General features: G+C 64.7%; 12 protein-coding genes and 2 tRNA genes. 8 read left to right on the plus strand and 6 right to left on the minus strand.

Annotation, left to right across the window (positions count from 1 at the left end):
• Positions 1–102 precede the first annotated feature (102 nt).
• Together ACIQXM_RS04250 and ACIQXM_RS04255 are read left to right on the plus strand one after the other, a co-directional pair.
• A complete protein-coding gene (locus tag ACIQXM_RS04250; protein WP_400928094.1) occupies positions 103–582 on the plus strand; it encodes an acyl-CoA thioesterase in 480 nt (159 codons plus the stop codon).
• Positions 579–1,247 (plus strand): hypothetical protein, encoded by a 669-nt coding sequence (locus ACIQXM_RS04255; RefSeq protein WP_400928096.1) that lies wholly within the window; start codon positions 579–581, stop codon positions 1,245–1,247. The genes ACIQXM_RS04250 and ACIQXM_RS04255 overlap by 4 nt, the downstream gene beginning before the upstream one ends.
• A gap of 39 nt (positions 1,248–1,286) precedes the next feature.
• Here ACIQXM_RS04255 and ACIQXM_RS04260 read toward each other — a convergent pair whose 3' ends face one another.
• The gene (locus ACIQXM_RS04260; RefSeq protein WP_400928099.1) at positions 1,287–1,730 is read right to left on the minus strand and encodes a globin; all 444 of its coding nucleotides are present in this window, start codon (positions 1,728–1,730) and stop codon (positions 1,287–1,289) included.
• Positions 1,730–2,437, minus strand: a complete 708-nt coding sequence (locus ACIQXM_RS04265; RefSeq protein ID WP_400928102.1) for a mechanosensitive ion channel family protein — start codon at positions 2,435–2,437, stop codon at positions 1,730–1,732. The genes ACIQXM_RS04260 and ACIQXM_RS04265 overlap by 1 nt, the downstream gene beginning before the upstream one ends.
• A 97-nt stretch (positions 2,438–2,534) precedes the next feature.
• Between ACIQXM_RS04265 and ACIQXM_RS04270 the strand changes: the two genes are divergently transcribed.
• The gene (locus ACIQXM_RS04270) at positions 2,535–3,554 is read left to right on the plus strand and encodes an NAD-dependent epimerase/dehydratase family protein (protein WP_400928105.1); all 1,020 of its coding nucleotides are present in this window, start codon (positions 2,535–2,537) and stop codon (positions 3,552–3,554) included.
• On the opposite strand, the gene ACIQXM_RS04275 is transcribed toward ACIQXM_RS04270, so the two are convergent.
• Both ACIQXM_RS04275 and pepN read right to left on the minus strand, forming a co-directional pair.
• Complete coding sequence (locus ACIQXM_RS04275) at positions 3,551–4,027, minus strand: OsmC family protein (protein ID WP_400928108.1); 477 nt, start codon at positions 4,025–4,027, stop codon at positions 3,551–3,553. The two genes, ACIQXM_RS04270 and ACIQXM_RS04275, sit on opposite strands and share 4 nt — an antisense overlap.
• A 128-nt stretch (positions 4,028–4,155) precedes the next feature.
• Positions 4,156–6,708 (minus strand): aminopeptidase N, encoded by a 2,553-nt coding sequence (gene pepN, locus ACIQXM_RS04280; protein ID WP_400929498.1) that lies wholly within the window; start codon positions 6,706–6,708, stop codon positions 4,156–4,158.
• Between the two features lie 222 nt (positions 6,709–6,930).
• Here pepN and ACIQXM_RS04285 point away from each other — a divergent pair, with 222 nt between their 5' ends.
• Together ACIQXM_RS04285 and ACIQXM_RS04290 are read left to right on the plus strand one after the other, a co-directional pair.
• Positions 6,931–7,407, plus strand: coding sequence for a ribose-5-phosphate isomerase (locus tag ACIQXM_RS04285; RefSeq protein WP_400928111.1), 477 nt, complete (start codon positions 6,931–6,933; stop codon positions 7,405–7,407).
• Complete coding sequence (locus ACIQXM_RS04290) at positions 7,407–8,294, plus strand: Fpg/Nei family DNA glycosylase (RefSeq protein WP_400928114.1); 888 nt, start codon at positions 7,407–7,409, stop codon at positions 8,292–8,294. Before ACIQXM_RS04285 ends, ACIQXM_RS04290 begins: the two co-directional genes overlap by 1 nt.
• Positions 8,295–8,346: 52 nt before the next feature.
• Here ACIQXM_RS04290 and ACIQXM_RS04295 read toward each other — a convergent pair whose 3' ends face one another.
• Positions 8,347–10,128, minus strand: a complete 1,782-nt coding sequence (locus ACIQXM_RS04295; protein ID WP_400928116.1) for an NTF2-like N-terminal transpeptidase domain-containing protein — start codon at positions 10,126–10,128, stop codon at positions 8,347–8,349.
• 176 nt (positions 10,129–10,304) lie between these two features.
• Positions 10,305–10,375 (minus strand) — tRNA-Gly (locus tag ACIQXM_RS04300).
• A 140-nt stretch (positions 10,376–10,515) separates the two neighbouring features.
• Between ACIQXM_RS04300 and ACIQXM_RS04305 the strand changes: the two genes are divergently transcribed.
• The 3 genes from ACIQXM_RS04305 (at position 10,516) to ACIQXM_RS04315 (ending at position 12,940) form a co-directional block, all read left to right on the plus strand.
• A tRNA-Pro gene (locus tag ACIQXM_RS04305) sits at positions 10,516–10,589 on the plus strand.
• 55 nt (positions 10,590–10,644) lie between these two features.
• On the plus strand, positions 10,645–12,024 hold the full coding sequence (tig, locus tag ACIQXM_RS04310; protein WP_400928119.1) for a trigger factor: 1,380 nt from the start codon (positions 10,645–10,647) through the stop codon (positions 12,022–12,024).
• A 295-nt stretch (positions 12,025–12,319) separates the two neighbouring features.
• Complete coding sequence (locus tag ACIQXM_RS04315; RefSeq protein ID WP_104054784.1) at positions 12,320–12,940, plus strand: ATP-dependent Clp protease proteolytic subunit; 621 nt, start codon at positions 12,320–12,322, stop codon at positions 12,938–12,940.
• The last annotated feature ends 10 nt before the right edge of the window (positions 12,941–12,950 follow it).

Here is a 12,950-nt window from a genome sequence, read left to right on the forward strand (position 1 = left end):
CGGAAAGCGCCCGGGCACTCTTCGAGGTTAGACGTTCCCGCCGGTTCGGCCCAAGCCGGGCAGGAATGCACTGCAGCCTGCAGGGTTTGAGAGAATAGGGGCATGCCTATCAACCGTTTCCCCCTCCAGTTGCGTTTTGGCGACGAGGATTCCAACGGGCACGTCAACAACGTGCGCTTTGTCCAATTCCTGGAAGAGGCCCGGGTGCGCCTGAGCCTGCTGCCGCTGGGTGCGGCTTTGTCCCCAGATAATCCGGCTGAAAGCTTCCGCTCGGTGACGTCCCGCACCGGGATGACGCTGGTGGTCCGCCAGGAAATCGAATACCGCGCCCCGCTGGTTTACCGGCAGGAACCTGTCTGGGTTGAAGTGTGGGTGACGGGCATCGGCGCTTCCAGCCTGACGTACGGGTTCCGGATTGCCGACGACGACGGCGGCAGGGTCTATGCCCACGCCGAGTGCACCCTGGTGATGGCTGATGCCCAAACGGGGCGCCCGACAGCCCTGTCCGATATGCAGGTTCGGGTGTTGGAGGGCTGGCGCGGGGAACCTGTTCCGTTCCGGGCGAGCGAGGTTAACCGATGACGGCATCAACCGAGCTGGTCCTGGCGGATCCCCAGGTAACAGCCGATCTGCGGACCTTCGTGGTCCGCGCACGTGCCGCCGATGACGGTGCCGTGCGGCTTCAGGCCGTGGGGTCGGTGCTCGCCGCTTATGTATGCATCCTGCGCCCGCGGGCATTGGGGGAGAATGTTCCCACCGTGCTGGGGATGCGGACCATGCCCCTGGCCTCGCCCGCCCGGCTCGACACCGCGGTGTCTTTGGCTTCCGTTGCGGACCGGCTGGCCCGCATGGGGGAGTCCGACACCGTGCTTCCGGTCCCGCCCATGACCGTTACTGAAAGCTGGACCGGGGTGGGTGCGCCCCGCAGCGGATGGGAGCGCGGCGAGGATGTTCCCCACAAGTTGCTGGAACAGGCTGCCCACCGGGGGATCAGGGAAGTGGCGGCGCTGGTTCCGGCCAGCTCCGGAGCACCGGTGGTCAACACCGCCCGCGGCGCCGTGTGGGGCCAGCGTTTGCCGGAAGTCAGCGCGTCCATTCCGGCCGGGGCCGCGTTTGCGGCGCTGACGCTGGGATTCCTTCCTGAGGGCACCGAGGGGCAGGCCGCCGTCTTCCACTGTGGCCGCTGGACACGCCTGAGCATGCCGCGCGGCCATGTCCTGATCCGCTCGGCTTCCGTCCTCGGCTGACGGGGCCGGCTGACTCGCCCTCTGGCGGTCTCGGTCTGACTAAGCGGAATTGACCATGGAGTGTGCGGCCCGCTCTAGGTAATCCCAGAGCGTTGCTTCGTGCAGCGGGGAGAGCTCCAGGGTATCGACGGCGTCGCGCATGTGCTTCAGCCACGCGTCACGGGCCTGGGGCGTGACGGCGAAGGGCATGTGCCGCATCCGCAGGCGTGGGTGTCCGCGTTCCTCGGAATACGTCTTGGGTCCGCCCCAATACTGCTCGAGGAAGCCCCGCAGGCGATCTTTGGCAGCGGTCAGGTCCTCTTCCGGATACATGGGCCGCATCAGCGGATCATCGGCCACGCCGGAGTAAAAGACGTCCACGAGTTTAACGAAGGTGTCATGTCCGCCCACGGCCTCGTAGAAATTCTCCGTGTAGACCGGCTGCGAAAACGCCGGCTGTACTGACAGCGGCATGGTGGGCCGGTTTTCGGCAGGTGTGCTCATTATGAATCTCCCTTGGTGGAGGCAGCGGCAGCGGCAGAGGTGGAGGCGGCGGCGGCGGGGGCATCAGCGGCGGCGGTGTACTCGGCGGGAGCTGCCTCCGGCTCGCGATAGGTGCCCTGGGAACGGTTGCCGACCTTGGCCAGCTCCCCGTTGCGGATGTACCAGATGACGCCGCGGTCATCGACGATGCGGGTGATGCGGATGCCCACAGACTGCACGGTGCCGGTAGTGTCGCCCACCTCAATCACGTCCCCGATGCCGTACTGGTCCTCGATGGTGATGAAGAATCCGGCCAGGGCGTCGCGGATCAGCTCGCGGGCGCCGAAACCAAGGGTGATGCCCACGATTCCCACACTGGCGATCAGCGGAGCGATGTCCCAGCCAACGGCACCGAGCACCATGATGATGACCACAGTCCAGATACACAGGCTCACGGCACTGCGCAGGAGCGCGCCGATGGTGTCCGCACGCTGGGCGCGGCGCTTCTTGTCCAGGTTCCGCATGACGGGCTGTGCCCATTTCAGCTTCGAGGAACTGAAGAGGGCATAGCCCTTCTGTGCCCGCTGGACAACGCGGTTGATCAGGAATCTTGCTGCCGTCCATGCAAGGATGCCGACAACAATGATGATTCCGGCCTGGATCAGGCCGGACCAGTCAAAGTCCTCGATCGGAATGGATGGCGTGTCGATTTCTGCGGCAGTCAGCAACGGACGGTTACCGTCCCTTTCATTCGGGGAAAGCTTGTCTGCCGTGTTGGTAGACAAGCTGCGGGCACAGACAAGGCTACCGGGATAGGCTCCCAACATGCGCATCCTCATTCTTGGTGGAACCCGGTTTTTGTCCCGTGAAGTTGCCCGGCAGGCAGTGGCCCGCGGCCATGACGTCACGTGCCTGGCCCGCGGAGAGTCCGGGCCGCCCGTCACCGGCGCGGCCTTTGTCTCCGCGGACCGGGAGAGCGGCGCCGCCGCCTATGAAGGGCTCGACGGCGGCTGGGACGCAGTGATCGATGTGGCCCGCAAGCCGGCGCAGGTTAAGGACGCCCTGCAGGCGCTGGCCGGACGCAGCAGCCAATGGTCCTTTGTCTCCACGTCCTCGGTATATGCGTCCAACAGCACGCCGGGCGAGGACGAAAGTGCCGACCTGGTTCCTGCGCTGGAAGCAGTTGACGGAGTGTTTCCGGACCCGGCGGACAATGAGTACGGACGGGCCAAGGTTGCCTGCGAACTCCTGGCACGGGATGCGGGCCCGGCGAATGTACTGATCACCCGGCCCGGGCTGATTGCCGGGCCGGAAGATGAAAGCGACCGGTTTGGTTACTGGCCGGCACGCGTGGCGCAGGAACGCAGCCCTGTCCTGATGCCGCCCATGGCCGAGGTCATGACCCAGACCGTGGATGTGCGTGACCTGGCGCTGTGGCTGGTGACCGGAGCCGAGGATGCGAGGTCGGGCACGTTCAATGTCATGGGTCCCTCTGTGCCCTTCGGCGAACTGCTGTCCCTGGCCACTGATGCCGCGGAGTTTCATGGGAGCTTCCGCACTGCGGACCCGCAGTGGCTGCATGAGCAGGGTGTTGCCTACTGGGCGGGCAGCGAATCATTGCCGCTGTGGCTGCCGCCGGAGTATGACGGCTTTTCCACCCGGTCCAATGCTGCTGCGTTGGAGGCGGGTCTTAGCCTGCGTCCCGTTGAGCACACGGTCCGCGACGTCCTGGCCGATGAGCAGGCCCGGGGGCTGCACCGGGAGCGGAAGGCGGGGCTGTCCGCTGCCCGGGAAACGGCGTTGCTTGCCGCGTTGGGGGAAACCGGCAGCACCGGCCTGGTCTAGCCCGCCACCAGTATTTCGGGTTGGTGCAGCACCGGAAAGTTCACGCTGCGGGCAATGAAGCACAGCCGGTTGGCTTCCGCGTGCAGTTCCGCGGCGGCAGCCGCTGAGCTGTCTGCTGTGACGGTGACCCGCGGCCGCAGCACTGCATCCGTAAACTCTCCGCTGCCGTCCCGGTTCAGGCGCAGGGTCCCTTCGGCGTCGTCGGAATAGGCCACCACGGTGATGCCGTGCTTCACGGCAATGTGCAGGTAGGACAGCATGTGGCACTGTGAGAGCGCCGTAAGCAGCAGCTGCTCCGGGTTCCACCGGTCCCGGTCGCCGTGAAAGGTGGGATCAGCGGTGCCGGCCAGGTCAGGCAGGCCGGCGGCACGGATGACGTGGTCGCGGCCGTACCCGCGGTAGGTCTTGGTGCCCTCGCCGCGGTTCCCCGTCCATTCCAGGGAAATTGCATACCGGTGTTCGGAAAGATTCATGGCTCCTGGCATTCCTCGTTCGTTGGTCTCGTCTGGACAGGCCCACGCCAAGCCGGCAACAGGCCGACGGCGGTGCACTGCAGGACAGTCCTGCGCTCACCGCCGTCGGCTGTATCTGCCTGATTCTCCTACTTGTCCGCGGCCTGGGCCTTCAACGCGCGGACCACGCCGTCGCGGCTTTCCAGCAGAAGCCGGCGCAGCGAGGGTGCCTCGTCGCCCAGGGATTCCAGGAACGCGTCAGTGGCGTCCACGGTGGCCTGCGTGGTCAACCGTGAGGGGTACAGGCCGGTGACAATCTGCTGGGCAATTTCGTGGGTCCGCGTGTTCCAGACCTCGCGCACCGACGCGAAATACTTCTCTGCGTAGGGTTCCAGCAGCGCGGTGTCGTGGACGCGGCTGAAGCCGACAATGGCCGAACGCTGGGCCGCGTTGGGCATGTCCGTGCGGTCAACGATGGCTTCCCACGCGGCGGCCTTGGCCTCGGCGGTGGGCAGCGCGGCGCGGGCCATGGCAGCGGCCAGCTGGCCGGTGGCCGTGGGGTCCTGCTCCAGTTCAGCGGCAATGTCCGCTTCGCCCAGACGGCCGCCGGCAACCAGGCCCGTCAGCAGTTCCCAGCGCAGATCTGCATCAATGTTCAGGCCTTCCAGCGTCCGGTCGCCGGAGAGCAGGCCGGAGAGCGTATCCAGGTGGCCGTCCGTCACTGCGTGGCCTGCGAAGGACTTCAGGAACTGCAGCTGGGAATCGGAACCCGGAGCTGCGGCAGCGGCCAGGTCCCACAGGCTGTCCGCGGCTGCGGCCGTCATTGCTTCCTGCTCCGACGGTGCGACGTAGAACGCCAGCGTGGTGGCGAGCTGGCGCAGCAGCACCTGGACCACCGAGGAATCGGACTCGGAACCAATGTTCTGCAGGACCAGTTCCACGTAGTCGCGGGCCGGAGTCTCGCCGTCACGCGCCGCGTCCCAGGCCGAAGCCCAGACCAGGGTGCGGGGGAGTGATTCCGCGATATCCCGCAGCTGCCGGACGGCGGTGTGCAGGGACTGCTCATCCAGCCGGATCTTGGCGTAGGCCAGGTCATCGTCGTTCAGCAGCACCAGGTCCGGACGTGACTGTCCAACGAGTTCCGGAACCTCGGTGCGTTCGCCGTCGATATCCAGCTCCACACGGTGGGCGCGGTGCAGCAAGCCGTCCTCGCCGGTTTCGTAGAAGCCGATGGCCAGACGGTGCGGCCGCAGGGTCGGGTACTCGGCCACAGCGCTCTGGAGGACAGCGAACGAGGTGATGACGCCGTCGTCGTCCACTTCCAGCTCCGGCCGAAGGGTATTGACGCCGGCGGTCTCCAGCCACAGCTCGGACCATTCCTTCAGATCACGGCCGCTGGCGGTCTCCAGCTCCGAAAGGAGGTCCTTCAGCTCGGTGTTGCCCCAGGCATGCTTGCCGAAGTACTCCCGGACACCGGCCATGAACTGGTCCTGGCCCACCCAAGCCACCAGCTGCTTGAGCACTGAGGCGCCCTTGGCATAGGTGATGCCGTCGAAGTTCACCTGCACGTCTTCCAGGTCGCGGATTTCGGCGACAATCGGGTGCGTGGTGGGCAGCTGGTCCTGGCGGTAGGCCCAGGCCTTCTCCATGGACGCGAACGTGGTCCAGGACTGCTTGAACTCGGTGGCATCCGCTGCGGCAAGAGTGGACATGAACTCGGCGAAGGACTCGTTCAGCCACAGGTCATTCCACCAGCGCATGGTGACCAGGTCGCCGAACCACATGTGCGCCAGCTCGTGCAGGATGGTCACGGCCCGGCGCTCCACCGTGGCCTCGGGGACGCGGGAGCGGAAGACGTAGCTTTCCAGGAAAGTCACGGCACCGGCATTTTCCATGGCACCGGCGTTGAATTCCGGAACAAACAGCTGGTCGTACTTGGCGAACGGGTACGGCGTGCCGAACTGCTTTTCGTAGAACTCGAAGCCCTGCCGGGTCAGTTCAAAGACGTTTTCAGCATCCAGGTGCTGCATGAGCGACTTGCGGGCAAAGACGCCCAGCGGAATCACTCGGCCGTCGGAGCTGGTGAGCTCGCTGCGCACCGACTGGTACGGTCCGGCGATCAGTGCGGTGATGTAGGACGAAATGCGCGGCGTCGGTTCGAAGGACCAGGTGGCGCTCTTGCCGTCCTCCTGCAGGGAACCTGCCGCAACCGGCTCCGGTGTGGCGGAGTTGGAGATGACATCCCAGTGCGACGGCGCCGTGACGGTGAAGCGGAATGTTGCCTTCAGATCGGGCTGCTCAAAGACGGTGAACATCCGGCGGGAGTCGGGAACCTCAAACTGGGAGTAGAGGTACACCTCGTTGTCCACCGGATCCACGAAACGGTGCAGGCCTTCGCCGGTGTTCATGTAGAAGGCATCGGCTTCAACCACGAGTTCATTGGATGCGGCAAGGTTCGGCAGCTGGATGCGGACGCCGTCGGAGACCTCGGCGGGGTCCAGGTCCACGCCGTTCAGGGTGACCCGGTGGACGGCTGAGGTAACGGCATCAATGAACGTGGACGCGCCCTGCTGCGCGGAGAACCGCACCACGGTGGTGCTGCCAAAGACTTCGTCCCCGCGGGTGAGGTCAAGGTTCACGTCATAGGATTCGACGCTGATCAGTTCTGCTCGTTCACGGGCTTCTGAGCGCGTGAGATTCATACCTGGCAAGGTGATGCCTTTCCAATATGCGAAATGGTGTCCGTCGTCCCTGAAACCCAGGCTGAAGGAACCGGGCCTGACGGTTTGTGACAATTGCAACATTGTCTCACTCGTTCCCGCTCAGGAAAGAAAGGAACGCGGGAATGTCGGCTGGCGAGCGCAGGTCCGGCCACCGGCTAGGCTGGAATCGCACGATTTTCCCAGACATGAAACGGATGGAACATGCGCGTCCACATTGCAACCGACCACGCGGGCATGGAACTCAGTGCCCACCTCCTGGCGCACCTTCGGGATAAGGGCTACGAGATGGTGGATCACGGTCCGCAGGTTTACGACGCCGAGGACGATTACCCGGCGTTCTGCATCGCGGCTGCCGAGGCCGTCGTGATTGACCAGCAGAGCGGCGTTGATGCTCTGGGCATCGTGCTGGGGGGCTCCGGAAACGGCGAGCAGATTGCAGCCAACAAGGTCCGCGGCGTCCGTGCCGCCCTCGCCTGGAACCTTTCCACCGCCAAGCTGGCCCGCGAACACAATGATGCGAACATCATTGCGGTGGGCGGCCGCCAGCACACGGTGGAGGAAGCCACCGAAATTATCGAGGCCTTCCTTGCCGAGCCCTACAGCAACGCCGAGCGCCACAACCGCCGCATTGCGAAGATCGCCGAATACGAAACAACCGGTTCCATCGCGGCGCACTGATGCCTGAGGGGCATTCCATCCACCGGCTTGCCCGGCAGTTCACTTCGGTGTTTGCCGGGCACCGGCTGGCAGTATCCAGTCCCCAGGGGCGTTTCGCCGCCGGTGCCGAGCGTCTTGACGGCCACGTCCTGGTTGACGCATGGGCCCACGGGAAGCAGCTCTTCCTGGGGTTCGACAACGACCTGTACCTGCGCATCCACCTCGGTTTGTACGGCGCCTTCGATTTCGGCGGCGACTCCACCTTTATGGGTGCCTCCAGCATCGGTGCCCCGCGGAAGGTGGGGGAGCGGGAGGTAGCCTCCGACGACGACGGCGGTGCGTACGCTGGCCCGCCCCCGCCCAAAGGGGCGGTGCGTGTGCGCCTTGTCTCCGAACACGGCTGGGCGGACCTTCGCGGGCCTACCGCCTGCGAAGTGATTACCGGGTCCGAACGCGCCGCCGTAGTTGCGCGGTTGGGACCGGATCCGCTGCAGGACCGTTCCGACGGCGGGGACTTCGCTGCCCGGCTGCGTCGCAGGGCTTCTCCGGTGGGCCTGCTGCTGATGAACCAGGAGATCCTGGCCGGTGTGGGAAACGTCTACCGTGCCGAGGTGCTTTTCCGGCAGCGGCTGTCTCCGTGGCGGCTGGGCAAGGATGTGCGGGAAGACGAGGCAGCGGGCCTCTGGGCTGACATATCTGCCCTCATGCGCAACGGTGTGGCTGAGGGCCGGATCATCACCACCGATCCCGAGGACCGTGACAGTCCGGCCGAACCGGTCCCGGTGGAAGACGCCCATTACGTTTACAAGCGCACGGGCCTGCCGTGCCGCCGGTGCGGAACGCCCGTTGCAGGCACGGACATGGGTGCCCGCAAACTGTATTGGTGCCCGAGCTGCCAGGACCGCTGAGGCTAAGCCCGCTTGGGACGCCCCTGCGGGATCTGCCGGGCCCGTCCTGCCGCTATCCCGCCAGGGCCTCAAGGAACGCCGCTGCCACGGCCACTGCGTCAGCGGAGCTTCCGGGCAGGAAGACGGCGACGGCGAGATCGCCCTGGATGGCCGCCGTCCAGGCGTGGTCGGGCTTCTCCCCGCTGGTCCCCGCCGTGCCTGCCGCGGCCATGACAGGTTTGCCGGAGACGTGCCCCAGGACCTCCAACTCCTCCGCGGCACCCCCGCCGGCCACATTGGCGCGCAGAATGGACTGCAGCTGTTCCGCCTCGTCGGCGGACAGCGCCGGGATGTCGTCGGCGGACGAGGCGGGCTCCGTCTCTTCGTCACGGGAGTCCTGCCGAGCCCCAGGGTTAAGGACCAGCACGGGAGAGACCCTGGCGCCCCTGCCCACCGAGGCCGCCACGGCTGCCACGGCGAAAGGTGAAGCGAGTACCGTTCCCGGAACTTTCGCGGCCGCTTTCTGCTCGGCTCCGCCGTAGGGCAGTCCGCCGCTGAACGCCGGTGTCCCCAGGTCCCCGGCTGTGCCCAGCCCCAGGCTCTGAGCAGCTTCCGCCAGTTCCGCATCAGAGGGATTGTCAGGTCCTGCGGTTCCTCCCGCTCCGCCGGCACGGAGCCGGGCCAGCTCGGTAACCGGGGTGAGCGAACTGCCCAGGGAGTATTCGCCCAGCAAGGCAGTCTGGGTCCCCTTGCCTCCGGATGAATTAGCGACGGCCAGGACGTTGCCGGTGGAGGGCTGGACTGCCACCAGTGAAGCACCGGGCGTGTCGGAAAGGAGGGCATCCGCCTGGGACTGGATCCCCAGGTCAAGGGTGGTCTCCAGGGCCACGCCGGGTTCCGCCGGTGCTTCAAAAAGAGGCGGGGAAGGAGTGTTGTCCGCGTTCAGGACACGTACCGTCACCGCGTCTGAGCCCCTGAGCTGGGAATCGTATTCACGCTGGAGCCCGGAGAGCCCGGTGAGGTCCCCCGCAGCCAGCAGACTGTCAGCGGCCATCTCATCTGTTGCTGGCCCCACCGTGCCCAACAGGTCTGCCGCAAAGCCGGGGCTGGGGCCCAGCACCCGCCTTTCCGCAAGTGCATCGGCGCCGGGAATGGTTGCGATCTCGGAATCGAAGGACGGTGACACCTCGTCCTGGCGCACGGTAGTGACTTCAACGAACTCATCGGGCCCGGCAGCCTGGACTTTTGCCGTGAGTGCGTCCGCATCCAGACCGAGGAAGAGAGAAAGGTAAAAGACCGAAGCGGCGTACTCATTTCCGCCCAGCACTGACTTGTCCAGGCCCACCCGCCAAACCGGCCAGTGGCCCATCAGCACGGACCCGCCGGCGCCCAGAATGCTTGCACGCGTGGGCGGGGATGCCTTGCGCTCCAGCCTCTGCCACGGAAGAAGGTCCGGATGCACCGTGGTGGAACGGAAACGGGTTTGCCAACCGGTGTCCCTTCCCCGTTCCAGGGTCACAGTGGTCTCGTAGGTGTAGTCCTCCGTTGACGCGTTGACGTCCCACACGTATTTCAAGGTGGCTACGGCTTCGTCGGCTGAGGCTTCGTCGATTTTTGACACTGTGACGGAGGGTTTAATTTTCATGCCGGAGACCACGTACTCAAGCATGCCGTTCACGGCCTCTACGGTTGAACCGGCGAACTCGTTTCCGGTGACGTCCACGCGGGAGAGCCCGTCTGCCAGCGCGGCGACGGCTGCTTCCGGTCCGGGGCGCTCTTCAGTGGAACATCCGGCCAGCGGAAGGCCCAGGAACGACAAAGTAAGGATGGCGGCTGTCAGGCGGTTCTTCCCCATGCGGGAACGATAGCTGCGCGCAGGGAAAAAGGGACGGGGAAAGCATCAAATTGCTCTGTCGGGGACCTTATTGGCGGCTTCGGGCTCGCCTGTGGTTCGTGAAGGCAAACAAAAAGGGCCCCGCACGTAAGTGCAGGACCCTTTCGAAGGCGGCAATTGCCGGTTATATTTTGCTGAGGGGATGACGGGAATCGAACCCGCGTGATCAGTTTGGAAAACTGAGGCTCTACCATTGAGCTACATCCCCGGCGCCTTGAGGCAGGTTTTACCTTAGCACGGTATTTCAGCGGTTCGGAAATTCCCTCCCGAATCGGCCTCCGGGGAGGGCCGGGCCACATTGAATTGTGCACAGGGCGCTTTCTGCCGGTAGGCTGTCAGGTGCACTGACGGGGTGTAGCTCAGCTTGGAAGAGCGCCTGCTTTGGGAGCAGGAAGTCGCAGGTTCAAATCCTGTCACCCCGACTCTGTAGTACACATGGTGCAGACCCAATCCCAGAACCCTCAGGAGAACTACGCTGTGAAGAGCGCTGTAGAAAACCTCACACCCACGCGGGTAAAGCTCGTTGTGGAAGTTCCGTTTGAGGAACTGAAGCCGAGCATTGACGAGGCCTACAAGACCGTCGCCACCCAGGTGCAGGTACCCGGCTTCCGCAAGGGCAAGGTCCCCAACAGGCTCATCGACCAGCGCGTCGGCCGCGGCTACGTCCTGGAAACCGCCATCAACGACGGCCTGAACGGCTTCTACCAGGAAGCTGTGCAGGAAACGGGCATCCGTCCGCTGAGCCGCCCCGAGGTGGAAATCAGTGAAGTTCCGGACCCCGCCACCGACGAAGGCCAGCTGGTCTTCAACGTTGAGCTGGACATCCGCCCCGAAATCGAGCTCCCGGACTACTCCGGCCTCGAGGTCACCGTTGAGCCGGCTGAAGCTTCCGACGACGACGTCACCAAGGCCCTGGACGAACTTCGCGGCCGCTTCGGCACCCTGAAGTCCGTTGACCGTCCCGCCGCCGAGGGCGACTTCCTCACCATGGATCTTGTTGCCAAGGTTGACGGCGAAGAGATCGACTCCGCTGCGGACCTGTCCTACCAGGTAGGCGCCGGCACCATGCTTGAGGGCATGGACGAAGCAGTCACCGGCCTGTCCGCCGAGGAATCCGCCACCTTCGAGACGAAGCTGGCAGGCGGCGAGCACGCCGGCGAAGACGCCACCGTCACGGTCACCATCAAGGCTGTCAAGGAGCGCGAGCTTCCCGAAGCCGACGACGACTTTGCCCAGCTGGCCAGCGAATTCGACACCATCGAAGAACTGCGCGAAGACCTGACCAAGCGTGCCGCTGAGTCCAAGCTCATGGAGCAGGGCGTCGAGGCCCGCGACAAGGTCCTGGAAAAGCTGCTGGAAATGATCGAGGTTCCGGTTCCGGAGTCCGTCATCGAAGACCAGCTGGAACAGCACTTCAACTCTGAGGGCGCACAGACCCAGGCTGCCGATCACGACACCGAAGAGCACCGCGCCGAAGTTCGCGAGAACACCGCCGCTGCCTTCAAGAACGAGATCATCCTTGATGCAGTTGCTGACAAGGAAGAGCTGGGAGTCAGCCAGAACGAGCTGATCGACTACATCGTGTCCGCTGCCGGCCAGTACGGCATGGATCCGAACCAGTTCGCCCAGCTGATCGACCAGAGCGGCCAGGTTCCGATGATGGTTGGCGAAGTCCGCCGCCGCAAGGCCCTTGCCAAGGTCCTGGAGCTGGCCAAGGTCACCGACACCACCGGCGCAGAGATCGACCTGAGCGACTTCGTCCGCCCCGCAGGCGAAGAAGCACCGGCTGCAGATGCTGAAACCGAAGCCCCCGAGGCCGAGGTTGCCGAAGAGTCCAAGAGCGACGACAAGGCATAATCTCCGCTATTCGGAGGCTGTGACCCCGGGTCACTCACGGAAGCGCCGCCGTCCCTGAAAAGGGCCGGCGGCGCTTTTTTGCTGAGCGTGGACGGTGGGTCCGGGCTTCTCCGGCGCTGTGACGGGCATCGTGCGCCGTCAGCGAACAGCCAGCGAAACGGGAGCAGATCACAGCCGTAACAGGTTAGGGTCCTAGAAGAGATAAACGGCGGGACCAGCTGACGCAGTTAGCGGTTCTGTACCCCGCCAGAGCGAGAGGTCACTCAGTATGGCAATTGCACCCAACACACCCACAATGGCAACGGTGGACCCGGCTAGCCGGGACGACTACATCTACAATCGTCTGCTGCGTGAGCGGATCATCTGGTTGGGCTCTGAAGTCCGCGATGACAACGCCAACGCCATCTGCTCTCAGTTGCTGCTGCTCTCCGCCGAGGACCCTGAAAAGGACATCTTCCTCTACATCAACTCTCCCGGTGGATCCGTGACGGCAGGCATGGCCATCTACGACACCATGCAGTTCATCCCGAACGACGTGGTTACCGTGGCAACCGGCCTGGCCGCCTCCATGGGCCAGTTCCTGCTGTCCTCGGGCACCAAGGGCAAGCGCTACGCCACGCCGCACGCACGCATCCTGATGCACCAGCCTTCCGGCGGCATCGGCGGCACTGCCTCCGATATCCGGATTCAGGCAGAACTGATCCTTCACATGAAGCAGGTCATGGCGGAACTGACCGCCGAGCAGACCGGCCAGACGGTGGAGACCATCCTGAAGGACAACGACCGCGACAAGTGGTTCACGGCCCAGGAAGCACTGGAGTACGGATTCTTCGACAAGATCTCCGCCCATGCAGGCGGCGTCACCGGCGGCGGCGGAACGGATCAGGACAAGGGCGCGGCCCCGGCCGAGGACTAACCCTCCCTTC

The organism is Arthrobacter sp. NPDC097144 (assembly GCF_044762205.1).
Classification (GTDB): Bacteria; Actinomycetota; Actinomycetes; order Actinomycetales; family Micrococcaceae; genus Arthrobacter_B.